26 protein-coding genes are annotated in these 23,164 nt (G+C 60.4%); 20 read left to right on the top strand and 6 right to left on the bottom strand.

The features are described 5' to 3' along the window. Positions 1-8: 8 nt before the first annotated feature. Positions 9-533, top strand: coding sequence for a c-type cytochrome (locus tag QOU61_RS27700; protein WP_502876983.1), 525 nt, complete (start codon positions 9-11; stop codon positions 531-533). Between the two features lie 113 nt (positions 534-646). After that, positions 647-934 carry a hypothetical protein gene (locus QOU61_RS27695; RefSeq protein ID WP_289654388.1) on the top strand — a complete coding sequence of 96 codons (288 nt, stop codon included), beginning with the start codon at positions 647-649 and terminating at the stop codon, positions 932-934. 47 nt (positions 935-981) lie between these two features. Here the strand turns inward: QOU61_RS27695 and QOU61_RS27690 are convergent, their stop codons facing one another. Then, positions 982-2,199 (bottom strand): mandelate racemase/muconate lactonizing enzyme family protein, encoded by a 1,218-nt coding sequence (locus tag QOU61_RS27690; RefSeq protein ID WP_289654387.1) that lies wholly within the window; start codon positions 2,197-2,199, stop codon positions 982-984. A gap of 209 nt (positions 2,200-2,408) precedes the next feature. On the opposite strand from QOU61_RS27690, the gene QOU61_RS27685 reads away from it, so the two are divergent. The 5 genes from QOU61_RS27685 (at position 2,409) to QOU61_RS27665 (ending at position 7,278) form a co-directional block, all read left to right on the top strand. Then, positions 2,409-3,518 (top strand): MBL fold metallo-hydrolase, encoded by a 1,110-nt coding sequence (locus QOU61_RS27685; RefSeq protein WP_289654386.1) that lies wholly within the window; start codon positions 2,409-2,411, stop codon positions 3,516-3,518. A gap of 9 nt (positions 3,519-3,527) precedes the next feature. After that, a complete protein-coding gene (locus QOU61_RS27680; RefSeq protein ID WP_289654385.1) occupies positions 3,528-4,130 on the top strand; it encodes an SCO family protein in 603 nt (200 codons plus the stop codon). A 190-nt stretch (positions 4,131-4,320) separates the two neighbouring features. Next, positions 4,321-5,838, top strand: coding sequence for a DUF1800 domain-containing protein (locus tag QOU61_RS27675; protein ID WP_502876982.1), 1,518 nt, complete (start codon positions 4,321-4,323; stop codon positions 5,836-5,838). Positions 5,839-5,859: 21 nt separating this feature from the next. Next, entirely contained in the window at positions 5,860-7,053 is a 1,194-nt protein-coding gene (locus tag QOU61_RS27670; RefSeq protein WP_289654383.1) for a DUF1501 domain-containing protein, read from the top strand. Positions 7,054-7,089: 36 nt separating this feature from the next. Further along, the gene (locus QOU61_RS27665; protein WP_289654382.1) at positions 7,090-7,278 is read left to right on the top strand and encodes a hypothetical protein; all 189 of its coding nucleotides are present in this window, start codon (positions 7,090-7,092) and stop codon (positions 7,276-7,278) included. A gap of 284 nt (positions 7,279-7,562) precedes the next feature. On the opposite strand, the gene QOU61_RS27660 is transcribed toward QOU61_RS27665, so the two are convergent. Continuing rightward, a complete protein-coding gene (locus QOU61_RS27660) occupies positions 7,563-8,450 on the bottom strand; it encodes a TauD/TfdA dioxygenase family protein (protein ID WP_289654381.1) in 888 nt (295 codons plus the stop codon). A 155-nt stretch (positions 8,451-8,605) separates the two neighbouring features. On the opposite strand from QOU61_RS27660, the gene QOU61_RS27655 reads away from it, so the two are divergent. Further along, a complete protein-coding gene (locus QOU61_RS27655) occupies positions 8,606-10,066 on the top strand; it encodes an MmgE/PrpD family protein (RefSeq protein ID WP_289654380.1) in 1,461 nt (486 codons plus the stop codon). A gap of 23 nt (positions 10,067-10,089) precedes the next feature. Here the strand turns inward: QOU61_RS27655 and QOU61_RS27650 are convergent, their stop codons facing one another. Both QOU61_RS27650 and QOU61_RS27645 read right to left on the bottom strand, forming a co-directional pair. After that, positions 10,090-11,379: an NRAMP family divalent metal transporter gene (locus QOU61_RS27650; protein ID WP_289654379.1), complete on the bottom strand. Its 1,290-nt coding sequence runs from the start codon at positions 11,377-11,379 to the stop codon at positions 10,090-10,092. 193 nt (positions 11,380-11,572) lie between these two features. Next, positions 11,573-11,758, bottom strand: a complete 186-nt coding sequence (locus tag QOU61_RS27645; protein WP_289654378.1) for a hypothetical protein — start codon at positions 11,756-11,758, stop codon at positions 11,573-11,575. Between the two features lie 870 nt (positions 11,759-12,628). On the opposite strand from QOU61_RS27645, the gene QOU61_RS27640 reads away from it, so the two are divergent. Both QOU61_RS27640 and QOU61_RS27635 read left to right on the top strand, forming a co-directional pair. Then, entirely contained in the window at positions 12,629-13,204 is a 576-nt protein-coding gene (locus QOU61_RS27640) for a hypothetical protein (RefSeq protein ID WP_289654377.1), read from the top strand. Further along, positions 13,134-13,709, top strand: coding sequence for a hypothetical protein (locus QOU61_RS27635; RefSeq protein ID WP_289654376.1), 576 nt, complete (start codon positions 13,134-13,136; stop codon positions 13,707-13,709). The genes QOU61_RS27640 and QOU61_RS27635 overlap by 71 nt, the downstream gene beginning before the upstream one ends. A gap of 76 nt (positions 13,710-13,785) precedes the next feature. Here the strand turns inward: QOU61_RS27635 and QOU61_RS27630 are convergent, their stop codons facing one another. After that, positions 13,786-14,223: a hypothetical protein gene (locus tag QOU61_RS27630; RefSeq protein WP_289654375.1), complete on the bottom strand. Its 438-nt coding sequence runs from the start codon at positions 14,221-14,223 to the stop codon at positions 13,786-13,788. Positions 14,224-14,759: 536 nt separating this feature from the next. Further along, entirely contained in the window at positions 14,760-15,197 is a 438-nt protein-coding gene (locus QOU61_RS27625) for a hypothetical protein (RefSeq protein ID WP_289654374.1), read from the bottom strand. Positions 15,198-15,621: 424 nt separating this feature from the next. On the opposite strand from QOU61_RS27625, the gene QOU61_RS27620 reads away from it, so the two are divergent. The 10 genes from QOU61_RS27620 to QOU61_RS27575 all read left to right on the top strand — a co-directional run bounded on the left by QOU61_RS27620 (position 15,622) and on the right by QOU61_RS27575 (position 23,161). After that, entirely contained in the window at positions 15,622-16,860 is a 1,239-nt protein-coding gene (locus QOU61_RS27620; protein ID WP_289654373.1) for a hypothetical protein, read from the top strand. 249 nt (positions 16,861-17,109) lie between these two features. After that, positions 17,110-17,745 (top strand): hypothetical protein, encoded by a 636-nt coding sequence (locus tag QOU61_RS27615; RefSeq protein ID WP_289654372.1) that lies wholly within the window; start codon positions 17,110-17,112, stop codon positions 17,743-17,745. 25 nt (positions 17,746-17,770) lie between these two features. Further along, positions 17,771-19,360 carry a hypothetical protein gene (locus QOU61_RS27610; protein ID WP_289654371.1) on the top strand — a complete coding sequence of 530 codons (1,590 nt, stop codon included), beginning with the start codon at positions 17,771-17,773 and terminating at the stop codon, positions 19,358-19,360. 282 nt (positions 19,361-19,642) lie between these two features. Next, positions 19,643-19,897, top strand: a complete 255-nt coding sequence (locus tag QOU61_RS27605; RefSeq protein ID WP_289654370.1) for a hypothetical protein — start codon at positions 19,643-19,645, stop codon at positions 19,895-19,897. A gap of 61 nt (positions 19,898-19,958) precedes the next feature. Continuing rightward, complete coding sequence (locus QOU61_RS27600; protein ID WP_289654369.1) at positions 19,959-20,216, top strand: hypothetical protein; 258 nt, start codon at positions 19,959-19,961, stop codon at positions 20,214-20,216. A 152-nt stretch (positions 20,217-20,368) separates the two neighbouring features. Continuing rightward, the gene (locus QOU61_RS27595) at positions 20,369-20,641 is read left to right on the top strand and encodes a hypothetical protein (RefSeq protein WP_289654368.1); all 273 of its coding nucleotides are present in this window, start codon (positions 20,369-20,371) and stop codon (positions 20,639-20,641) included. 347 nt (positions 20,642-20,988) lie between these two features. After that, entirely contained in the window at positions 20,989-21,258 is a 270-nt protein-coding gene (locus tag QOU61_RS27590) for a hypothetical protein (protein ID WP_289654367.1), read from the top strand. A gap of 74 nt (positions 21,259-21,332) precedes the next feature. Then, positions 21,333-21,527: a hypothetical protein gene (locus QOU61_RS27585; protein WP_289654366.1), complete on the top strand. Its 195-nt coding sequence runs from the start codon at positions 21,333-21,335 to the stop codon at positions 21,525-21,527. 255 nt (positions 21,528-21,782) lie between these two features. Beyond that, positions 21,783-22,508 (top strand): hypothetical protein, encoded by a 726-nt coding sequence (locus tag QOU61_RS27580; RefSeq protein WP_289654365.1) that lies wholly within the window; start codon positions 21,783-21,785, stop codon positions 22,506-22,508. 191 nt (positions 22,509-22,699) lie between these two features. Further along, on the top strand, positions 22,700-23,161 hold the full coding sequence (locus QOU61_RS27575; RefSeq protein ID WP_289654364.1) for a hypothetical protein: 462 nt from the start codon (positions 22,700-22,702) through the stop codon (positions 23,159-23,161). Positions 23,162-23,164: the final 3 nt, after the last annotated feature.

Raw genomic sequence — 23,164 nt, 5'->3', positions numbered from 1 at the left:
TTGCGATCATGGTCCTCGCCTGTGCGCCGCAGGCGATGGCGCAAAGTGCTTACGGCATTGGTCGCGCGGCGACGCCCGCGGAGATCGCGGGCTGGAACATCGATATCGGCGGCGATGGAAGCAATCTGCCGCCAGGCAGCGGCACCGTCAGTCACGGCCGCGAGGTGTTCGAGCAGCAATGCGCATCATGTCACGGCGACAAGGGCGAGGGCGGTATCGGCGACAGGCTGGTCGGCGGCGAGGGCACGCTCGCAACCACCAAGCCGGTCCGGACCGTGGGCAGCTATTGGCCCTATGCGCCGACCCTGTTCGATTACATCCGCCGCGCCATGCCGCAGAACGCGCCGCAATCGCTGAGCAACGAGGATGTCTACGCCGTCTCCGCTTACGTCCTCAACCTCAACGGCCTGTTGCCTGGCGACGCGACGCTTGATGCGAAGACGCTTGCCGCAATCAAGATGCCGAACCGCGACCGTTTCGTCAGCGATCCGCGGCCCGATGTGAAGAACAAGGCCTGCGTGCGCGACTGCTAGCACGATTCCGCATGGACGATCGTTGTGGGGAAGTGGAACCGGCGTGACTTGCGCCGGAACCTTTCCATTCGGTTGCGAATTGTCCGTGGAAGAGGAAACACGGGCCCGATAACATGAACAATCTTTCGTGGAAACGAGGCGGATCGTCGTCGCTGCTCACCCATCCGGCCCTCATCGCGCTCGCGGTGGCGATGCTGGGGTTGCTCGCGATGCTGCTCGTCGATCATGGTCCCTGGAGCAGGCCGCACGTGCAGACGGTGGCGGTTGCCAACTACAGGACAACAGGCGAAGCTGCGCGCGCCGTCGGCGCTGCGGTTACCCCGACGGAACCGAAGTCACCGGTCGAACCGGTCGCTCCCGGACCAAAACCCGTAGAGCCTGCCAGCCCAGAGACGCGCTGAGCGGACGACGTCGCCGCAGTCATAAGCGATGCTGGCGCGGGGCAAGCCTAGCCGCTCTTCCGGCCGTAGTTGAGAAGGCCGCCGCTGCTCTTTGGCGGGTGCGCCCGAAGCGCTTCTTCGTTGGGTTCGGTGCCCCAGCCCGGCCGATCCGGAATCACCAGATGGCCGTCCTGGATGTCAGGCAGATGCGTGAACAGCTCATGATCCCAGGCAAGACGATCGATGTCGGTTTCCATGATGCGCAGGTTGGGCACGGCGGCACAGAAATGCGCGTTCATCATCGAGCATAAGTGGCCGTAGAAATTGTGCGGGGCGACGTTGACCTCGTGATGTTCGGCGGCGGAAGCAATCTTCATCGACTGCCAGACTCCGTTCCACGGCGTGTCGATGATGGCGACGTCCATCGCCTGCTCGCGGAAATACGGCAGGAATTCGCGCAGGCCCAACAGCGTCTCGCAGGACGAGATCGGGTGCGGGCTTTGTCGCCGGATGAAGCCGAGTGCCTCCGGGTTGAAAGTATCAATCTCGATCCAGAACATGTCGAGGTCGGCGATGGCGCGAAGGATTTTCAGATAGCCTTCGGTCTTGGCGTTGAAGTTGAGATCGAGGAGGATGTCGACATCGGGTCCAGCGCCGTCGCGCATCGCTTCCACGTGCATGCGCAAGTCGCGGAGCACCTTGCGATCGACATTGATCTCGGGCTGGAACGGTGTGCCGAAGCCGGGCCGCCAGCCGGTAGGCTTGCCTTCGTCATAGGTGAAGATATTGGTCTTCAGGGCGGTGAATTTCTTGTCGCGCACCTCGCGCCCGATCGCCTTCACGCCGTCGAGACTTTCGATTGGCGGCTTGTACCAGGTGGGATGATTGATCCGCCACGTCGCGCAATGTGACCAGTAGACCCGAACCCGATCGCGGATCTTGCCGCCGAGCAGATCGTAGCAGGGCACGCCAAGCAGCTTGGCCTTGGCGTCGAGCAGGGCGTTCTCGATTGCGCCGAGAGCCTGCGCGACCACGCCGCCGGCCGCGGGACGGGTCGCCGCAAACAACTCTGCGTAGATCCGCTCGTGCTGGAAGGCATTCTGTCCGACCACGCGGGTGGCAAGGCGCTGGATCGCCGCGCTGACGCCAGGCGAGCCGAAGCCTTCGTCATACTCGCTCCATCCGACCACGCCGTCCTCGGTCGTAAGCTTGACGAAATGGTAGTTTCGCCAGCCGGCGTCGCAGGCCAGGAGCTCGACGTTTTTTACTCTTGATGCTTTTGTCACGGCGCGCCTCCCGGTTTCGCGAGCATGGTTTTCGTTGTGCTTCATTATGCCGGGTGTTGCGGGATCGATCCATAGGGGACTGCTCGCCTGCGAGCGCCGGCGGTCACCACCATCGGGCGCTCACCTCATGACAAAGGTTGACACGAACGACGATCGGGCCTGTAGTTCGCTCATTGCGTTTTAAGCCATATACAGCAGGGAATAGCGCCATGCCCGATCTCAGCCGTCGCGACGCGTTGAAAATGTCCGCAGGCCTGGCCATGACGGCCGCAGCCGGTGGGTTTTCCTGCATCGAACTTGCGAAGGCGGGGCCGATCGACGTTCCCACCATCGACAAGCTCAGCGTCCGCGTCCTGGTCGACAGTGCCAGCGACATCTTCTTCCGGCCGCAGGAAGTGAGCGGGGTCAAGACCGAGCCGGGGCGCTCGGCGGATTCGAAGCGGCCGCTGCACAGCGAATGGGGACTGTCGCTTTATCTCGAGCCGCAGCGCGGCGACGAGAAGCGGACCTTCCTGCTTGACTATGGCTGGACGCCGGAGGTCATCAACGGCAACATGGAATTGATGAACGTCGACGCCTCCAGGATCGACGCGCTGATCATGAGCCATGGCCATTTCGATCACTGGGGCGGCCTGCTCGGATTCCTTGACAGGCATCGCAAGGACATGCCGGCCGATCTGACGATGTATGCCGGAGGCGAAGACAATTTCTGCCAACGCTACGTCAAGATGGGCAGTATGGGCGAGCTGAGCGATTTCGGCATGCTCGATCGCCGCGATATCGCGAAACACGATGTCAAGGTCGTGCTCTGCGAGTCTCCCGTTGTCATCGGCGGGCAGGCGTTCACGACGGGCAAGATCAAGCGCAGCAGCATCGAGAAGGTGCTGCCGAATTCGCTGGTGGAGTTCAAGCTGAAGGACGGCGCGGGCTGCAACGCCAGCCACTATCTGCCTGCGGAAATGGAAGGCAAGATCGTGCCCGACGAGCACATCCATGAGCACGCGACCTGCTTCAACCTGAAGGACAGGGGCCTGATCGTGATCTCCTCCTGCGGTCATGTCGGCATCGTCAATTCTGTGCGGCAGGCGATGGAGGTCTCTGGCGTGCAGAAAATCCATGCCATCATGGGCGGCTTCCATCTCGGGCCGGCGCCGGCTGACTACCTGACACAGGTCGTTGCCGAGATCAGCAAGCTCAATCCGGATGTGCTGATTCCCATGCATTGCAGCGGATTGAACTTCACGCAGGAAGCGCAGCGGCAGATGCCCGGCAGGGTGCTCACCACGACAACCGGCACCCGCATCACCTTTGGCATCTGATCTCCGGTCATGGGGCCGCTGCGGGCGCTCGCGCTTCTGATGATTGCCTTACTGTTCGGCTGCGGATCGGTTGCGGGGGCCGAGACGCCGTCGGCGGCCCAGATGATGGACGATCTGATGTACGGCCGCGGCCCGATCGGCGGACCGTTCACACTCACCGATGCCGCCGGCCGGAAGCGAAGCGACGGCGAATTCCGCGGCAAGCTGATGGTCGTCTATTTCGGCTATGCCTATTGCCCCGACGTCTGTCCGACGGACCTGATGGCGATCACGCAGGCGCTCGATGCGCTCGGGCCTGCCGCGGACGGGGTTCAGCCCGTGTTCGTCACGATCGATCCGGAGCGCGACAGTCGCCTGCTTGCCGATTACCTCTCGGCTTTCCACCGCAGTTTCGTCGGCCTGACCGGCACGCCCGAGGAGATTCGAAAGGTCGCCAATTCCTACAAGGCGTTCTATGCCAAAGCGCAGGACGAGCGGAGCGGCGACTATACGATCGATCACTCCGGCGTGATTTATCTGATGGGCCGCAACGGCGAGTATCTCGGCTTCATGCCGCCACAGACCGGTCCGGATCGCCTGGCCGAGGTTCTGCGGAAATACCTCGCGAATTGACTTAACGAAATTTCACGTTCCGCCATCATTTATTTGTTCTTTCGTTCAGAACATGTTCAGGCGTGGTCGAGCAAACTCGTTGACCGAAACACCTTGAAGAACGAGGCCAGTTCGAATGGCCGCGGATCGACTGGTGAATTGCCAGGTCGTTATGATGATCTCGGGAACCTTGAACGCGAGCTTCAGGTCGATGCGCACCCGATGCGCCTTCCTGGCATTGATTGCAGCGATTGCCGGCGCCGCCGACACGCATGCCGGCGAGCTCAATTCTCAGGACCTTGCGCTATTGGACCGGCTGACCTGGGGGATCACTGCCTCGAGCGCCGAGCATCTGCGCGGCGTCGGTAGCGAGCGCTGGCTTGCCGAGCAGTTGCATCCTGCCGCGAATGCCACGCTACCCGATGCTGCCAAGGCGCAGATCGAGGCGATGCCGGACGTGCACAGGTTTCCGTTCGACATCGCGGTATCTTTCGATCAGCAGGCGAAGAGCGCGAACCAGGTGGCCGACCCCGACCAGAAGAAGGCGGCGCAGCAGGTCTTCCAGCAGGCGATGAATGATCGCGCCAGGCAGGCCGCGGCGCGCACGATCCTGCGTGCGCTCTATGCACCCGATCAGCTGCGCGAGCGCATGACCTGGTTCTGGTTCAACCATTTCAATGTCGTCCAGTCGAAAGGCAATATCCGCATCCTGGTCGGCGACTATGTCGATCGCGCGATTCGGCCCTATGCGCTGGGAAAATTCCGCGCGTTGCTTGCCGCGACCCTGCGTCATCCGGCGATGCTGCGCTATCTCGACAACGCCGACAATGCGGTCGGCCATCTGAATGAAAACTACGCCCGCGAGATCATGGAGCTGCACACGATGGGCGTCGGCTCCGGCTACACGCAGGCCGACGTCGAGGCACTGGCGAAGATCCTGACCGGATTGGGCATCGACCTCAAGCCGGAGGATCCGAAACTCAAGCCCGAGCTGCAATCCCAGCTCTTGCGTGAGGGCGCGTTCGAGTTCAATCCCGCGCGGCACGATTTCAGCGACAAGGTTTTCCTCGGCCATCCGATCAAGGGCAGGGGGCTTGCCGAGGTCGACGAGGCCCTCGACATCATCGTGCACCACCCCGCCACGGCGACGCATCTGTCGCGACAGCTCGCGACCTATTTCGTCTCGGACAATCCGCCGGAGGCGCTGGTGCAGCGAATGGCGCAGACTTTCAGGACGACGGATGGCGATATCGCCGCGGTGCTTGGCACGATGGTGCACTCGCCGGAATTTACCGCGTCCCTGAAGCCCGGCACCAAATTCAAGGATCCCATGCACTACGTGCTGTCGGCTGTCCGGCTCGCCTATGACGACAAGGTGATCCTGAACACAGCGCCGATTCAGGGTTGGCTCAACCGCCTTGGCGAAGGGTTGTTCAATCACGAGACACCGGATGGCTACGCGATGACGTCGCCGTTCTGGAACGGGCCCGGGCAGATGATGGTGCGGTTCGAGATCGCGCGCCAGATCGGTTCGGGATCCGCGGGCCTGTTCAAGCCCGACATGCCAAACGCGATGGAGCAGCCGGCCTATCCGCTGCTTCAGAACGCGCTCTACTTCAACGGATTGCGGCAGGCGCTCGGACCCAGCACGCTGGCGGCGCTGGACAAGGCGATCTCGCCCCAGGACTGGAACGCGCTGTTTCTGTCGTCGCCGGAATTCATGCATTAGCTCTGGAAAAGGATCGCAACCATGAAGCGTCGTGATCTGTTGAAGGCCTTGGCCGCTATCGCTCCGGTGACGGTGGCGGGCCGCGTCTGGGCCGCGCCCGCAACCGAAGCCCGGCTGCTCGTCGTTTTCCTGCGCGGCGCTTATGATGCCGCCAACGTGCTGGTGCCGATATCGAGCGACTTCTATTATAACGCCCGTCCGACGCTCGGCATTGCCCGTCCCGATGCCGGCAATCCGAATGCGGCGCTGTCGCTCGGTGCCGATTGGGGGCTGCATCCGGCGCTGCGGGACAGTATCCTGCCACTCTGGGGCAAGCGGGAGGTCGCGTTCATCCCCTTTGCCGGCACTGGCGATGACCTGACGCGGAGCCATTTCGAAACCCAGGATACGATCGAGCTCGGCCAATCGGTCGGCGGTTCGCGCGACTATCGCTCGGGCTTCATGAGCCGGCTTGCGGCAGAGCTCACGCGCGCCAAGCCGATCTCCTTCACCGAGCAGCTTCCGCTGGTGTTCCGCGGCAAGGCGCAAATCCCGAACATCGGCATCAACAGCGTCGGCCGCCCCGGCGTGGATGATCGCCAGGCGCAGCTTATCCAGAGCATGTATGCCCATGACAGCCTCGCTTCGGCTGTTTCAGAGGGCTTCAGGGTCCGCGACGACGTCTACAAGTCGATCTCGCAGGAGATGATGGCCGCCAACCGCGGGGCCGTCTCGCCGCGCGGCTTCGAGCTGTCGGCGCGGCGTATCGGACGCCTGATGCGCGAGCAGTTCAACCTCGGCTTTGTCGATGTCGGGGGCTGGGACACGCACGTCAATCAGGGCGCGGCCACGGGCTATCTCGCCGACCGGCTCGGGGAGCTTGGCCGAGCATTGGCCGGCTTCTCGGAAGAGATCGGCCCGGCCGGGTGGCGGGATACGGTCGTGGTCGTCATTTCCGAATTCGGCCGCACGTTCCGGGAGAACGGCGACCGCGGCACCGACCATGGTCATGGCAGCGTCTACTGGGTGATGGGCGGCGGCATCAATGGCGGCCGCATCCTGGGCGAGCAGGTCAAGGTCAGCCAGGCGAGCCTTTTCCAGAACCGCGACTATCCGGTCCTGACCGACTATCGCGCCATGTTCGCCGGGCTTTTCCAGCGCATGTACGGCCTCGATGGGACAGCCGTCCAGCGCATCTTCGCCGGCGTCCATCCGGCCGAACTAGGGCTGGTCTAGCGGCGGGACTGACGGGCCAGGGCCTTCCGGACGGTCATGAAGTTTCCCGGGATCGTCCCGAAAATGCACCAGCCTTTGACATTTTTGGCCACAATCGGAATCGACGATTTGGCCATGCAAACACTGGCTGTCATTTCGATTTTGGCGCTGCTGACGATTACGGGCGCCGCCTATACCGACCAGGCTTTGACCGGCGACCAACGGACCGTGCAAACGACGAATTGAGCGGTCCTTTGGGAAGCATTTTTGTTAGGGGGGACGAAAACATGCTTTCCGTAGATCAGTTTCTTCGATTTATCAGCGTGCCTGCGGTGTTCGCCGCGTTTCTCATTGCATCGCAAATCTCTGCCGCGCTTGCGCCCTATCCGGCGTAGGCCTGCTCCGTCCGGCATCCAGCCGGCGTTGCATCCTTGTGACGAACAAGCCGGGTCTAGTTCTGCGTTCCGGCAGCCTCGTCGAAGCTCGATCGGGCCGAAAGCCCTGGCGCCCGCGCGCCTGGGCCGCCGCCTCTATTCGGCGGCCTGCCAGAAGGGCGGGCGCATGGTGCCGACGCCATCAGCCTCGATTGCCGAAATCGTGGTGCGGACCATCAGCCGGGCCTCGTGCGAAGGCCATGGCCTGCCGCGATGCATCGTGGCGCGGTTGTCCCACATGACGACGTCGCCCTTGCGCCAGGCGTGCAGATAGGTCGTGCCGGGTGCGGTCGCCATCGCCGCCAGATCCTCGATCAGCTTTAGGCCTGCCGCCGGCTCCATGCCTTCGACGGCGTAGGCATGCGATGCGAGATAGAGCGCGCCGCGTCCGTTGACGGGATTCCGCCAGACCATGCGCCAGCACTGCGGCGGCAGCGCCGCGCGCTCTTCGGGACTCGCGAGGTCGGCTGCGATCTTGCCGCGCGAATGCGCGTAGTCGTGCCAGGCAAAGGAATTTTCCAGCCGGTGGCGCATCTCCGGGTCGAGCCGCTCGAAGGCGAGGCGGGTGGATGCGAATTCGGTCTCGCCACCCTGATCGGGAATGACGCGTGCCGAGAGGATCGAAGTCAGCGCGGGCACGCGCTTGAACGAGGAGTCGGTGTGCCAGAGCTGGTTGGCCCTGGCGCGCATCTGCATGCGATGATCTGACGGCACGACCTTGCCGTCGGGACCGATCGTGCTCAGGATCACGAAATGCGAGCCGGTACCCTGCGAGCCGACCTTGGTCACTTCGGGGGGGCCGAAGCGGCGGGAGAAGGCGAGCTGCACCTCGTCGGTCACGTCCTGGTCCCGCAGCACAAGGACCGAATGCTCCTCGAAGGCCGCACGGACGGCCGCATAGGCCTCGTCGCTGGATGCGACGTCGGCGAGCGTCACCCCGCGCAGCTCGGCGCCAAATCCCGGGCCCAAGGGGATGATATCCATCGCCATTTCCTCCCTGGTTTGTTGACAAAGCTTAGGCGAAAGGGGCTGGCTCGGCAACGCTCGCCGTGCATGTCCGTCTGTCGCAATGCGCTGCAATAGCCTATATGCAGGGCGATCGTTCAGCGGAACGGAAGACAAGCGCGGAAGGCCGGACCTTGGGTGATTTGTCGCGACGCAGCGTACTCGGCATGATGGCAACGGTGCCGACGGCGATGACATTGCTGCCGCGGCCCGTCCTTGCGCAGGCTTCCGGTCCCAGCCGCGTGATGACCGCGCTGAGCGCCTATATGGCCGACGCCGGCAAGCGCGCCTTGCCGGATGAGGTGACGGAGCAGGCCAGATATCATCTGCTCGATACTTTCGCCGCGATGATATCGGGATCGGAATTGCCGCCCGGCCAGGCGGCGCAGCGCTATATCCGCGAGCATGGCGGCAACGGTGCGGCGACCGTCGTGGTCTCGGCGGTGACCGCGTCGTCGCTCGATGCCGCGCTCGCCAACGGCGTGATGGCGCATGCCGACGAAACCGACGATTCGCACAACGAATCCCGCTCGCATCCGGGCTGTGCGGTGGTGCCGGCAGCGCTGGTCTCGGGCGAGGTGCACGGCATCGACGGCACCGGCCTGCTGCGGGCCGTCACGCTGGGCTACGACATCGGTCCGCGCGTGGTGATGGCGATGGGCGGGGCGGCTTTCAGTTATGAGAGCAGCCTTGCGACGCACAGCATCGCCGGCACGTTCGGCGCCGCGGCTGCGGCCGGCTGTGCGGCCGCTCTCGACGCGCGCCAGATGCGCTGGCTGCTCGACTATGCGGCGCAGCAATCCTCGGGGATCGCGGCCTGGCGGCGCGACACCGACCACATCGAGAAGGCCTTTGTGTTCGCCGGCATGCCGGCGCGCAATGGCGTTACCGCAGCGCTGCTGGTCAAATCAGGCTGGAATGGCGTCGATGATGTCTTCTCGGGCCCCGACAATTTCTTCCAGGCCTTTGCGCCGAAGGCGCAAGCCGAGCGGCTTATCGACAGGCTCGGCGAGCGTTACGAGATCACCCAGACCGACATCAAGAAGTGGACCGTGGGCTCGCCGATCCAGGGACCGCTCGACGGGATCGAGGCGATCCGCAACCGGAAGCCGTTCGAGACCGCCCAGGTCAGGCGGGTCACGATCCGGCTTGCGCCGTCCGTCGCCGCCGTCGTGGACAACAGGGACATCCCAGACATCTGCCTGCAGCACATGATCGCGGTGATGCTGATCGACAAGACGGTCTCCTTCCACGCCGCCCATGACAAGGCGCGGATGCAGGACCCGGCCGTGCTGAAGGAGCGAGCCAAGGTCAGTCTCGTGAAGGACGAGGAGCTCGCGAAGCTGCTGCCGGCGCGCGAGACGATCGTCGAGGTCGAGCTTTCCGACGGGACGCGGCTGTCCGAGCGTGTCTCAGCAGTGCGCGGCACGCCGCGCAATCCGATGACACGAAACGAGGTGATCGCGAAGGCGCGCGACTTGATCGTGCCGGTGCTGGGCTCGGAGCAGTCGGCACGCCTGATCGACACGGTCTTCACGATCGAGGAGGTAACTGATGTCCGCAAGCTGCGACGTCTGTTGCAGCGCAGCGGCTGATTGAGCGGTCCTCGCTTGCTCGCCTAGCTCGCAATGGACGCGCCGAGCATGGCAACGACCGCCATCCCCATCAGCGCGGTGCCGGCCCAGCCGAGCGCGACCAGCCGCGGGCGAGCCTTGAAGCGTCCCATAAGCCTGTCATTGGAGACGATCGTCATCATCATCGCCATGATCGGCACGGCGACGATGCCGTTGAGCACGGCGCTCCACACCAGCATATGGATCGCGTCGATCCCGGTGAAGCCGAGCCCGAAGCCGACGACCGTGGCGGCGGCGATGATGGTGTAGAATCCGACGGCTTCGGGCGCCTTGGCTTCCAGCGTCGCATGCCAGCCGAATACTTCTGCGACCCCATAGGCCGCCGATCCCGCCAGCACCGGGATCGCCAGCATGCCGGTCCCGATGATCCCGAGCGCGAACAAGAGGAAGGTGAAATTGCCCGCCAGCGGCCGCAGCGCGTTGGCCGCATCCGTCGCCGAATTGATGTTGGTGATACCGTTGGCGTTGAGGACCGCCGCCGTCGTCAGGATGATGAAGAACGCGACGACATTCGAGAGGAGCATGCCGATCGTGGTATCGATCTGGATGCGGTCGAGCTCGGGGTCACCGCCGCGCACCAGATCGCGCAACGGGCGGCTGATCCGGCCCTGGTTCATCTCCTCCACTTCCTGCGACGCCTGCCAGAAAAACAGATAGGGACTGATGGTCGTGCCGAGCACGGCGACCACCATCAGGAGATAATCAGAGCTGAGGTTCGGTCTCGGCCAGATCGCCGCAAGCAGCGCGGTGCCCCAGGGGATCTCTACCGTCAGCGCGGTCGCGACATAGGCAAACAGCGTCAGCGTCAGGAATTTCAGCACCGGCGCGTAGCGGCGATAGGGCACGAACACCTGCAACAAGGTCGATGTCGCGGCGAAGATCAGCGCGTGCTCGTGATTGAGACCACCGATGACGAGCGACAACGATTCCGCCATCGCGGCGATATCAGCGGCGATGTTGAAGGTGTTGGCGGCGACCAGGAGAAAAATCAGCCCCAGCACCACCGCACGGGGCGCTACTTCCATCACGTTGGCGGCAAGACCCTTGCCGGTCACGCGGCCGATCTGCGCGCTGACGAGCTGAATCGCGATCATGAACGGCGTCGTGAGAAACACCGTCCACAACAGGCCGTAACCGAATTGCGCGCCGGCCTGCGAATAGGTGGCGATGCCCGACGGGTCGTCGTCGGCGGCTCCCGTCACCAGTCCTGGTCCGAGCAGACGAAACAGCGTCCTGCCGAAATTCTTCGATGCTGGACGCTTGGTTTCGGTCATTCTGTTCAAGGTCGGATCAGGTCCATTCCGGTATCGCGCCTCCGTGTTCTCGATCCAAGTCTTCTGCGCGCTGAAAGTTCCAGGGTCAGCCGCGGCCGAGCCGTGACAAAGGCGATTCGACTCGTCGGGCAAATCAGGCGCATACCGGAATTGTCGCAACAAGCCCGCACCGGAAACGGGGGCGGGCTTTTGCTTAGCGGATGCTGACGAACTTGCCCCAGGCCGCGGCGAGGGCGGCGCCGACAAGCACCAGGAACGGATTGTCGCAGAACGAGTCGCCATAGCGGCACATCGTGGTGCCGAGCGAGCCGATCTCGTGATGACCCGCGGCATAGAACAGCGCTGACAGCACGACCAAGACGACAGCGACGAAATACATGCTATCTCCTCATCCGATGGATTTCGGCCGTAGCGAACGACAGCCGCCGACCGATCCGGATCATTTCCTTTCGTCTTCGCAATAGAAATTGTGCCCTTGACGCGTCGGGCAAATCAGGGGCATAGCTGCATCCTCGCAGAAATTGGTAAACAAGCCCGCAACCGAGCATTCGGCGCGGGCTTTCTTGTCTGCCGATCCTGTCCGTCGAGGCGATCCCATTTCGCATTTAAGTCAATCCGAACGAGGTTTGAACACCGGACAGGCCACTGGCACTTTGCCATCGTCAAGGATTTCTTAAGCCCGCGGCCGGAAACGGCAGCGGGCTTTTTGTTTTCGCCAATCGGACGGCGTCCCGCACGTCACGGCGCCACATCTCCGAAAAAGCACGTCGCCACGCGCGCCGGAAAAGCGCGCCGCCGTCCGAACCTCTTCCAAATGGCGTTCCGTTCGCTCGAACGATCGCGCGTGATGCCGGCGTGTCGAGCGAACGGAGCGCAGCGAGCTATAGCGTTTTCGAGCGAAATGGGTGCCGGTTCGCGTGAAGAAAACGCGTCAAAACAAGAAACTAGAGCATCGGTTCTGATTCAATCAGAACCGGAAATGCTCTAGCCGGCGCGCGCGAACGCGTCTGGCCCGCGGCGCGGCCGTCAAGCCGCTCCGCACGCGGCCCCTGCATTTTCAGGGATATGGGTTCGCGCCCGAAACGATCGCGCCGTCCGCGATCTGCCGCACACATTTTCTTTTGGGGACGTCGATGACCGCTCGTTCGATCTCGCCCGCGCTCGCCACGATTGATGTCGTTCTTGATAGGTTCTAGCGTACGACATTCGCCTCCAAGTTGCTTGGAGGACCTATTAGGACAAGCGAGGGGTGATCGTGTTCCGTTCAAGTTTGCTCTCACTTCTTGTGGCCGGCATGATCTCCATTTCCGTGGTCGCTGTCGCCGAACCTGCCGCCTGCGACGTGGCGGGGGATAGCCAAGGTTTGTTTTACGTTCGTCCCAAGACCGGCCCCAACCTTTCGTCGCGAATCTTTGCCGAACCGAAAAAATCGTCATTCGATCTTCGCAGTCGATTTCTCAATGAGATCATTCTTGGCAGAGTTCTGACCGAGAAATTGTCGTCCAGCGATCGTAATTGCAGCTTCGATCCTGATATCGAACCGAATTCCATCATGGTTCTCGATTCGGACAGCTTGAATGTCACGGTCGATGAATGCCTTCTCGCTCATTGTGCTCGCTTGGCTTCGAATATTCTCAAGGCTGATCCTGTCGATGAGCTGGAATTTCATAACATCGTCGATTCAATCGTGCGCGGCAAAACGGTGGAATACCTGGCGGCCGATATATCTGTCGCTAGGTCTACAGCCGGCAATCGTGGAGGCCTATCGCGAGCTCTACGCGAGTGGAACGCCAGAGAAGCTCATCCTCAGTTTGAACGAAGGTGACTATGCAGGCGTCAGGTACGACGATTTTCTAGCTTGGTACCAAAGCGTTGTGGCGCGGCTGGCAGGTGCTTCGGGTGCGTCTGCCGCCGTTCAGAATGACGTTGGTCCACCACATGTCTGCAAGGTTCGTCCAGGGCCCATGATCCAGCAATTAGACATTGCTCGTAGTGGAAGGGGGCACAAAGCGATACTGCTGATCGACCAAGGCTATTCGGTTAGCAAGGACATTGCAAATCCCGTACTCCGGGACCTTTGCGATTCTCACTATCACCCGGAGGTGAAGATGCCTGGCATCGTTCCCGATCATTTGGCGAACAGCATCGCCTGTACCCGACAATATTTCGGTGATGACAATTGGCTCGTCGTTTATTCGGACGAGCAGCCCGTGGCTACTCTCCCTGAAATGCGAACGCTGGCGGAAGCCATCGCGAGCGCTTTGGTCGGGGAAACCTGCTCGGATGTGCGCGCAAGAATCTACATAGCGAATTTTACACGACAGGAGTGAAAGCCGGTCTTTCGCACAAAGTCGGACCCCGACCGCTCGACCAGAACGGTGCGCGTACTCAGCACGCGGTCACGGCTCAGTGACCTTGACTAAAAAATGCCGCAAGCAGTCCCCACGACGACAATAACCACGTCGCGAGCACAAGCCACAGCTTCCAATTTGAAATGGGCTTCTTTCGCCGGGCCATGACGATGGACGCGATGCCGACTGGGAGCAGCAGAAGGAAGGTCGGCGCGAACAGAAGGCCGAAGAAGAACACAACAAAGGCATAAGCGGACACTCTATGTTCGAGTCCGAATGATACCAAAATTATGAAGTAGACGACGAGGAGAGCAGGGGCGAAAAGGGCAGCCGAGACGGCGGGCGAGAATCCACTTTCACCTATGCCCGACCGGTTCGTCCATCGTCTGAGGATAAGCCACGCAAAGAGGAAGAAGACGGCAAGTGCCGACAACAGTCTGAGAAGAAAAGCGTCGGGGTCGGTGGGCAGCAAAAAACTCGCAATATCTATCATAGCGCCCTATTCGTTTCGCGCGGACCAAGCGGCTTCTTCCCCGTACAAGGCAGTAAGCCGCTCCGAGCTGCCGTCGGACGAAAGATCATTTCCGCTCGATGCCTCGACCGATAGATTTTAGCATAAGCACGGCTGGTCTGTAAGTTGAAAGCCGCCGGCGCGTTCTTCCGTCCTTTCTCCCGCTATTGCGCGAACCAGACCACCGCTGATTTCGTTTGAAGAATTCGGTAGGCACAGCTCGCGCTTATCGTCGCTGATCGTTCTTTTCTGATCCAATCAGGACCGGAAATGCTCTAGCCGCGCGCGCGAACGCGCCTGGCTCGCGGCGCGGCCTTGAAGCCCCCGCCGCACGCGGCCCCCGCATTGTCAGGGGATATGGGTTCGCGCCCGAAACGATCGCGCCATCTCCGCGATCTGCCGCAAATTGCTTTTGGGGACGCTGATGACCGCGTTTCCGCTCTCGCCGGTGCTCGAACGCGATTGCAATTATTGGACCGAGCGAATCGCGATTCGTGCGCTCTGTACGCGGCAACTGTTCAGTGAGCTGTGCCTAACAATGCCGCAAGCCATAACCAGGACGAGATAAACCACGTCGCGAGCACGAGCCACAATTTCCAATTTGAAATGGGCTTCTTTCGCCGGGCCATGACGATGGACGCGATGCCGGCCGGGAGCAGTAGAAGGAAGGTTGGCGCGAAGAACAGGGCGTAGAAGAAGATAACCAAGGCATAGGTAGAAACCGTATGTTCGAATCTTTGTGATGCCAAAACTATGAGGGAGACGACGAGGAGAACAGGAGCAAACAAGGCAGCCGTGACTGCGGGCGAGAATCCGGGTGACCTTATGCCAGACCGGGTCGACCATCCTCTGAGGATAAGCCAGGCAAACAGGAAGAGAACTGCAAGCGCTGCCAAAGCTCTCAACAGAAAGTCTTCGGGGTCAACGGGCAGCAGGAATCTTGCGATGCTCTCCATAGGTGCCCATTCGTTCAGGCCGAGCAGCTCCCGTATAAGGGAGCAAGGCTGTTCGCCACCGGACGAAAGACCATGTTCCGGCCGACAAATATTTAGCACAAGCGCGGCTGCCCTGTGAATCGAGAGCAGCCGTCACGTTCTCACGCCCCGGGCTTTCGACCACGTTGCCCCGAACGCGGCCGCCGTCGATCTCATTTGACGAATCCAATAGACGCCGCCTGCGTTTGTGGACGGTGGCCGCTTCGGCACCACGCGGCCGGTTCGATCCTTATCTCCGCTTTCTGCGCGCAAGCCCGCCGCCGAGCGCTGGTGCATATCCAGGCGCCGCGGATTCCGGCTCGCCCGAGAACGATTTGTGCCGACATGGAAGCCCCAGCGCTCCCTCGTCAGAGCACGTCAACAGCAATTTTTCAGGAGACAGCAAATGGCGTCATTCGGCCCGTATGATCCCACTCCCGCCAATCAGTTTGTGTTGAGCTACATCGCCCAGCACGGCAGAGAATTTTTGAGGCACGCGCAGGCGCTCGGCTTGCCTGACCAGGTTGCACATGCTGCGGCGAGCGCTATATCGGAGGAAATGAGAAACGTCCACTCAGCCGACGGCCGCATGACGGCAACGGACGCGTTTCTTGATTGGTTAGTATCATCGCAGTTCAGCAATGAGTATTTCGCTCGCAGATTTAATGATTCTCTTCCCCAGATACTGGATGGTTCTCTCAACCGGAGTGGCCCACTTGGATTACTTAATCCAGTATTCGACGCGAGAAAGTTGTCTAATCCGATGTCTATCGACGTCGGGCCCGGCAACATCAATCTCGGGACGGCATCAAATTATCTGCTGGGCTATCTGAACAACCCCTCCTATGCGAACGATCCGCTTGGGCTTCGGAAATATCTGCTGAATCCCTCCGGCGCGACCTCGGGACCTATCGGCGCTGAGCACATTGACTTCAAAAAGTTCGTCGCGGACCTCGAGAGTCTGGATAGTCCTCTGACATCTGCGATGGCGATGTTAAACGTCGCGCGCGGCTATCAATATCTCGATGGTCTCTACGGTTCAGCGTTTACCGATCCAAAGGATGTCTCCGACCTGCAAACGCAGGCTGGACTGCTCGGCGCCTTCTACAAAATGGGCGAAGCCAGGTTTCGTTCGTTCTTTCCAATAGGAGTCGCAGGGGGCCCTGGCAGCGTCTTGCCTGATCCAAACCGTCTTGCTGGCGGCAAATATTCCCATCGCAATTTCTTTTCCATCAACTCCCTGTTGAACTCTGGAGACTTTGAGGCGCCTCCCGATGCCGCATCGGGCGTGCAGAGCGCGTCGTTCGATCCGAATGCGGGACGGACGACCGTATCAGGTGCTGGCAATGTCATCGAGCCGACGTCGCACCGTCAGTCGGACGGTGGCCCGCACGTCACGGCGCCACATCTCCGCAAAGCACGTCGCCACGCGCGCCGGAAAAGCGCGCCGCCGTCCGAACCTCTCTTCCAAATGGCGTTCCGTTCGCTCGAACGATCCCGCGTGATGCCGGCGTGTCGAGCGAACGGGGCGCAGCGAGCTATAGCGTTTTCGAGCGAAGTGGGTGCCGGTTCGCGTGAAGAAAGCGCGTCAAAACAAGAATCTCGAGCATCGGTTCTGATTCGATCAGAACCGGAAATGGTCTAGCCGGCGCGCGCGAACGCGCCCGGCCGGCGGCACGGCGTTTTCGCCCGCCGCCGCATGCGGCCCCCGCATTTTCAGGGGATATGGGTCCGCGCCCGAAACGATCGCATCAATCGCGATCTGCCGCACATTGTTTTAGGAAGCGTTGATGACCGCCTGTCTGATCTCATCGCCACGCTTGATTGTGTTCTTGATATGTTCTAATATCAAATGTTCGCCTCTAGGTTGGTCGGAGGGCACAAGGCAGTCGCTATGACAGAAGTTGCTGAGACGCACGCTGAACCTCCTCGTCGGAAAATCCGGAAGTGGGCATTCATCGTTATCGGTGTCATTCTTTGCGTTTGGGGCTACGTCTATCTGTCAGAGAAGATTCTGTCTGTCGAAGAGACTCGTTTGTCTGACTGGTACCTTCCCGCGAATGCGGAGCGCCATTTTGCCAGGAAGTTTGTAACCGCCGACGAGATCGAGTCTTATCTCTCGAATGCAACGATTTTATTTTCTCATCCATCGGCAGGAAATTCAGTTTTTTATTTCGGCGCCTCGCACCGTTTTGTTCTTTGGACAGGACCTCGTCTCGATCTGACGGAAGGAATCTGGTGGACGAATTGGTACCTGTTTCCGATGACGTTCAACGGCCGGTGGCGCATCGCGCCGGTGCAAGAATTCTGCATTCATTATTACGGCACGCTCTTCGATACGCGACAGCGGGAGCAGTGTCGTTTTGTCGAATATCTGGGTGGGCTATTTCCTTACAGTCATGCCCTTCCTGAATATAGAGCCGGCAACGTCTTTGACTTGCGAAAAGCAGCTCCATTCAGGCTTCCCGACGATAAGGAAATCTCGATCGATGGTCTGCTCGCGATGAAGAAGGCGCAGGGCGGACAGTAGTCACACGTTTTTAAAGAGGTTAGCGATGGATGGTAAAGATGGCGGCAAGCCAATTACGCCACTGAACAAGGACGTTTTGTCGAAGATTCAGGCTTTCGGGCCGTTGATTGCGGCGGCGGCCGACGCCGCCGGCGTATCACCCTTGGCTATCGCAGGGGCGATTGCGCGCGAGATGAACAAGGACGCCTCTGGCGACTACAACATTCTTCATTCAAAGGTGCTCGCCGATGCGCTCCATGGTGTTGCCAATGTCGAAGCCTTGTACGGAACACTCTATGCGGGAATCGATGGAGCTCCGGCAAGGCCGCTTACCAATCAGGATTACGTTGACAATTTGAACGACGTCCAGCGTAAAGGTTTGGCCAACACGCTAGGTGCGGGAATTGGCGGTCTCTTCAATCGTTTCAACAATACAACGCTGAACGATCTTGGTGTTGCGCATATCCAGGTCGGCACGGCGATGCAGGCCTTGGCTTATTATCTTGCTCATCCCCAACTGTTCGGACAAGGCTCTGATCCATTAGGTCTGGGCCAATATGCAGGCGACACGCCGAAATTGGTGGCGGACCTCATTAATCCCGCCACTAGCATGAAGGCTTCGATCGGCCTTCAGGCTATCATTGCCCGGCAGGCGTACAACTGGGCAGCGGGTCGGATTGCTGATTGGAATCAGATGTCTGATGCAGACAAGGCGGCCTTCGTCACCGCATATTCAACACTTGGCCAAAAGTTCTTCGATGATCGGTACAATGATTACGTCAACGGCGGTGGTCGTCCCGGCACGCTCAAATTCGAAGGGGAGAATACGACCGGATCCAACTATTTGAATGTTGTCCCAGCTCCGCCAAAGGATGCGAACGTTCCAAAGAGCGAAGGCCCAGTCGTCCCGAATGGCTCGGTTCTGCAACAGCATCTGACGCCTGGTGCGGGCGATATCGTCGATCCGACACTGCGCGCGCCAAACAACATTCGTGGGCCGATGCAGCTCGGTGCTCCGAGCGGGCAAGTACAGCCGACAGCCTATCAGCCGCGGGACGGACTGTTTGGTCCTCTTCTCGCAGCAAGAGATGCAGGCTTGTCATTCAGCGGCTCCCGCGACTGGGCGAACCTAAACCCGTCTCCCTCCGTAGCCTCCGGGCTCTTCGCATCGACTTCGAGCGCGCCAGCCAGTCCGTTCGGTGCTGGACAATTCGCGCCCAACGCGGCGCCTGCGTCGCGGCCGGCCGATGACGCGCACGCGTTCGCTGTGCCACCGAACGAGGCGACGCCAGCCGACACAGCCGCCGACCCGAGCCGGATGCGATTCCTGGGCACGCGCATCGCGGGCAAGCCGGGCGTAACGCTGTTCGACCCAATGACGCAAACCATGCGGTTCATTTCATCCGACAGCTCTGACCGCGTCGGCAATGGGATCGCTTCGCCGCCGATCAGTGCGCCGATCGATCCAAACCAGCCGCCGCAGTCGACAAGGCGGCTCGGCTTCTTCACCGGCCAGCCGATGCCGGCGACGCGTCTTCCGCCGTCGGTGTTTGGCCTGTCAGATGATTCCGGTACACCGGATCGCGGCGTTGAGGAATTCCTTGCCCGCTGGATCAAGCCGCTGTTGCAGCAGTGACGGCAATGCTCGGTCGCGCCGATCGCCGATCCTGCGGATTGACAGCACCCGCCCGGATTTGACACGTCGGGCAAATCACCGGCACTCTGCCATCATCGCAAGAATTGTTGAGCCCGCGGCCGGAAACGGCAGCGGGCTTTTTGTTTTCGCCAATCGGACGGCGGTCCGCACGTCACGGCGCCACATCTCCCAAAGCACGTCGCCACGCGCGCCGGCAAGCGCGCCGCCGTCCGAACCTCTTCTTCCAAATTGCATTCTGTCCGCATGAACGGCCTGGCTCCAATGCCGGCGCATACGCCGAACCGAATGCAACGATTTGGCCGGCGCGCGCGAACGCGCCTGGCCCGCGGCGCGGCCCTTTCAGCCGCTGCCGCACGCGGCCCCCGCATTTTCAGGGGATACGGGTTCGCGCCCGAAACGATCGCGTCGTCCGCGATCTGCCGCGAATTTTTTTTGGGGACGTTGATGACCGCCTTCCTGATCTCGCTCGCGCTCGCCGGCCTCGTCACCATCGTGATGTGCGAGGTGCTTTCATGAGCGAGCCTGTTCGAACACCTGATCGCGGCGCTGGCCGCGACACGCTCCGGAATATCCGCTCATGCCGACGAACACCATTACCGAAATCCGTTCCATCGCGCGCAGTCATACGAGGACAGCCATCAACGTCCTCGTCGGCATCATGCGCAACAAGGACGCCACGCCCGCGGCGCGCGTCACGGCGGCGAACGCGATTCTCGATCGCGGCTGGGGTAAGGCCGCGCAAAGCCTCGAAAACGGCGACGATGGTGCGCTCGAGCTCATCCACCGCATCGAGCGCGTGATCGTGTATCCCGGGAATTCGGAGAGCGACGCCTGAGGTGTTCTGCCGCACGCACTGTCACTGGCTCTTGATTTTGTTCCTGTTATGTTCCATGATAGGTTGGCTCGCCTGCTGGTTGAACGGCTCGTTCGTAGGCATGTTGGTAACAAGTTCAACCGCGTGAAACGTTTTCATTTTTGCTTCCCGTCATGGTCATCGATTTCCTGACTGCCATCCTGAAAATCATCCTGGACATGTTCTGGGGTGGGTTGGCGTTCCAGGTGGGGGAATGCGTCCTGCGGCTTGTCTCATTCGGAAGCGTGCGTGCGGCATCTATCGATGTCCCTCATAGTGAATTCAATTGGTTCTGCTACAGACGAGACGGAAATGGACGAATAGAAGTCGAATCGACTCTCGCCGGCGGAATTGGGCTGATCTTCTTTTTCATCTGTCTTGCGATAGTCCTGCATTTCGTGCGGTGACGTGGATTGCCAGGGAGTTCGTGTCGTGGTCATCGATTTCCTGATCAATTTTTTTGGCTAGAGCTTGGAGGCCGGTTGCTCATGCTTGCGTACAGGGTCGGAAGGCTTGTCCTGTGGCTTGTCTCATTTGGAGGCGTGTATGCCGCCCCGGTCGCAGTCCCTTTCAGGGAATTCAACTGGCTCGGTTTCAGGCGGGATGGAAATGGACGAATAGAGGTTCAAGCGACTCACGCCGGCGGGATCGGGGTGCTCATCTGTTTCATCTGTCTTGCGATAGCCCTGCACTTCGTGCGGTGATCTGACTCCCGGAAACCAATGCTTTCTCCTACACTATAGCTGGATATCCCATGTGGATCGCGCTTGCGCTGGTCTCGATAGTTGAAGCCCTGATCTACGCGGCGGGTTACGCGGTGGCCCGGCTGCTGCTGCCGTTGCTTTCCTTCGGCAAGGTATATGTCGCGCCTTTGAATTCCGGCGCAGACGGCATCAACTGGCTTGGTTACAGACGCGATGCGCGGCAGTGGATAGAAATAAAGGCGATCGTTGCGGGATGGATTGGGTTCATCGCTTGCGTGGCGGTTTTTGTTATTGTGGCCCTGCTGAGCCGCTTTCTCTAGTCTTTATCGATCGAACTTGCAGGCAGACTATGCCGATTGTGGATTTTTTTGTCAGTACGGTCGGATGTGGCATCATGCGTCTGATCCTGCCGCTGATTTCGTTTGGAAAGATACATGTCGAGCCTTTTGACGGCCACGATAGACAATTCAATTGGTTTGGTTACAGGCGCGACGAACGTGGACGCGTGGAAATAGAGTCTGCTGCTGCCGGCCAGATGGGGCTTGTCCTCTGTGTCGTCTGCCTAGTGATAACTCTTCATTTCTTCTGACCGCGCGTGTATTTCGGCCTCTATTCTCCGTCGCAAGTTCGCGGAGGATGAAAGCTGTGTCTCCGACGAACTTCGGTTCGGATGACGCACACCGTAGCAGAGCAGCTCAATCGCGAAGATTCTAGGCCTGCGCGTTGTAGGACCCCGCTCTGCGGTGTTTTGCGAAAATTCCTATGTGTGCGCATTTTCCAAATCAACCGGAAAACCGTCCCGTGCGGATGCGCGTTCTACCTTGGCTCTTAACGGAGGTCGTCGATGTGGCAGCTAATTCTTGAAAATCTCATGAGGGAGGTACAGAGACAAGCAACAAAACAAGCGGCAGGACTGACGGGACGAGGAATTGCCAGCGGGTTCTTCAATAGCGAACTAAACAAGCCGGAGGCGTACGCTGATCGGATCATGCGAGAATTTCATCTTCGCGATTATGGGCAAGCGTGGAATCTCTATGATTCAAATCGCGCCTATTGGGAAAAGCTCTACGGCAATGATCCGCTGAACTCCACGAATCATCCTGCCTCGCCTCCGAGCAGTCTGCTGCCCCGCCAGCCTGGTGCGCCCGACCCCGGATACAATCCTCTCAATCCCGCCCCGATGGGGGCCAATGTCCTCGGCCCATTCGGCACCGGCGGACAATTCGTACCGGGTTCGGCCACGTCATCGCGGCCGCTTTATGGGACGCAATCGCCCGTCCCGCCTCCGGATGGACCGACGTCGCTCGACGCGACCGACGACAGCAAGCCGGTGCGGCGTCTGGGTGCGCGCATCGGGGACAGACGCGGCGCGACCGTGTTCGATCTCGGAGCGCCAGCGGTGCCGTTCGTTCCGCAAAATCCGATTGCGCCGCCCAGTGGTCCCGCCACGTTCGACGAACGCTTTCAGGCTGCCTCGCCTTTGGCAAGCGCGACGCCGGCTGCCGCATCGCCCGACGACGATCTGGATGCGTTTCGCCGGCGATGGGCCAAGGCGTTCCTGGAGGCATGATGCAAATACCACGTGATCGCCTGATCGCGCGTCCTCGAAAGTGAAATTGCGAGCTCGACCCTTGTCCACCCTGAAAATCCCGACCGCAAAAGTGTTCGTTGTGATCTTGAGCGAATTTAGCGATCCTTAGACGAAAATGTCAAAAGTGAACGGGGATATCGCCGTTCTCGCGGAAAACGGATGGAGAAGAGATGAATATCTTGCGCGCTGTGCTGGTGCTGTTCTCGATCTCGTACGTCGTTTCTAGCGCTTCTGCGGAAGTTGCCACCGAGGAAGTTCATCAGATGTGCAGGGAGGCACTGTCATCTGAAAGAGGCGCTGTTCAAGCTCCCTGGTCAACGAAGTCGCTCCCGCGCGAGTATCAGCAAGACCTTGCGTTCGAACTGCGAGAACGCGAGGTACCGAAGGGCTGGATCGTCCACCGGAATGCGAATGGCACGTCGACCGTTGTCGTGCGGTTCGTCGATGCAGACACGCGCGAAGTGTCGTTTGCGATCCTTCTCAAGGGCGACCGCCTCTTACACAAAATCAGCGTTGCGGCTTTTGAATTTGCGTTTTCGTCCCAGGATCATGGCGGCGTAACCGGTCTCTTCTTTTGTAACAAGAGGGGTCCTTCCGAGGAATGGATTTGGGACGGGAACGATTGGAAGTAGTGA

This window comes from Bradyrhizobium sp. NP1, assembly GCF_030378205.1.
Classification (GTDB): domain Bacteria; phylum Pseudomonadota; class Alphaproteobacteria; order Rhizobiales; family Xanthobacteraceae; genus Bradyrhizobium.
Note: the sequence above shows the minus strand (reverse complement) of the source record. Positions and strands in the feature narration are given on the sequence as shown.

Excerpts from the sequence above, each read along its gene's own strand:
- QOU61_RS27700 (WP_502876983.1), top strand. The coding sequence starts at position 9 with ATGGTCCTCGCCTGTGCGCCGCAGGCGATGGCGCAAAGTGCTTACGGC.
- QOU61_RS27695 (WP_289654388.1), top strand. The coding sequence starts at position 647 with ATGAACAATCTTTCGTGGAAACGAGGCGGATCGTCGTCGCTGCTCACC.
- QOU61_RS27685 (WP_289654386.1), top strand. The coding sequence starts at position 2,409 with ATGCCCGATCTCAGCCGTCGCGACGCGTTGAAAATGTCCGCAGGCCTG.
- QOU61_RS27680 (WP_289654385.1), top strand. The coding sequence starts at position 3,528 with ATGGGGCCGCTGCGGGCGCTCGCGCTTCTGATGATTGCCTTACTGTTC.
- QOU61_RS27675 (WP_502876982.1), top strand. The coding sequence starts at position 4,321 with ATGCGCACCCGATGCGCCTTCCTGGCATTGATTGCAGCGATTGCCGGC.
- QOU61_RS27670 (WP_289654383.1), top strand. The coding sequence starts at position 5,860 with ATGAAGCGTCGTGATCTGTTGAAGGCCTTGGCCGCTATCGCTCCGGTG.
- QOU61_RS27665 (WP_289654382.1), top strand. The coding sequence starts at position 7,090 with ATGAAGTTTCCCGGGATCGTCCCGAAAATGCACCAGCCTTTGACATTT.
- QOU61_RS27660 (WP_289654381.1), bottom strand. The coding sequence starts at position 8,450 with ATGGATATCATCCCCTTGGGCCCGGGATTTGGCGCCGAGCTGCGCGGG.
- QOU61_RS27650 (WP_289654379.1), bottom strand. The coding sequence starts at position 11,379 with ATGACCGAAACCAAGCGTCCAGCATCGAAGAATTTCGGCAGGACGCTG.
- QOU61_RS27645 (WP_289654378.1), bottom strand. The coding sequence starts at position 11,758 with ATGTATTTCGTCGCTGTCGTCTTGGTCGTGCTGTCAGCGCTGTTCTAT.
- QOU61_RS27630 (WP_289654375.1), bottom strand. The coding sequence starts at position 14,223 with ATGATAGATATTGCGAGTTTTTTGCTGCCCACCGACCCCGACGCTTTT.
- QOU61_RS27625 (WP_289654374.1), bottom strand. The coding sequence starts at position 15,197 with ATGGAGAGCATCGCAAGATTCCTGCTGCCCGTTGACCCCGAAGACTTT.
- QOU61_RS27620 (WP_289654373.1), top strand. The coding sequence starts at position 15,622 with ATGGCGTCATTCGGCCCGTATGATCCCACTCCCGCCAATCAGTTTGTG.
- QOU61_RS27615 (WP_289654372.1), top strand. The coding sequence starts at position 17,110 with ATGACAGAAGTTGCTGAGACGCACGCTGAACCTCCTCGTCGGAAAATC.
- QOU61_RS27610 (WP_289654371.1), top strand. The coding sequence starts at position 17,771 with ATGGATGGTAAAGATGGCGGCAAGCCAATTACGCCACTGAACAAGGAC.
- QOU61_RS27605 (WP_289654370.1), top strand. The coding sequence starts at position 19,643 with ATGCCGGCGCATACGCCGAACCGAATGCAACGATTTGGCCGGCGCGCG.
- QOU61_RS27600 (WP_289654369.1), top strand. The coding sequence starts at position 19,959 with ATGCCGACGAACACCATTACCGAAATCCGTTCCATCGCGCGCAGTCAT.
- QOU61_RS27595 (WP_289654368.1), top strand. The coding sequence starts at position 20,369 with ATGGTCATCGATTTCCTGACTGCCATCCTGAAAATCATCCTGGACATG.
- QOU61_RS27590 (WP_289654367.1), top strand. The coding sequence starts at position 20,989 with ATGTGGATCGCGCTTGCGCTGGTCTCGATAGTTGAAGCCCTGATCTAC.
- QOU61_RS27585 (WP_289654366.1), top strand. The coding sequence starts at position 21,333 with ATGCGTCTGATCCTGCCGCTGATTTCGTTTGGAAAGATACATGTCGAG.
- QOU61_RS27580 (WP_289654365.1), top strand. The coding sequence starts at position 21,783 with ATGTGGCAGCTAATTCTTGAAAATCTCATGAGGGAGGTACAGAGACAA.
- QOU61_RS27575 (WP_289654364.1), top strand. The coding sequence starts at position 22,700 with ATGAATATCTTGCGCGCTGTGCTGGTGCTGTTCTCGATCTCGTACGTC.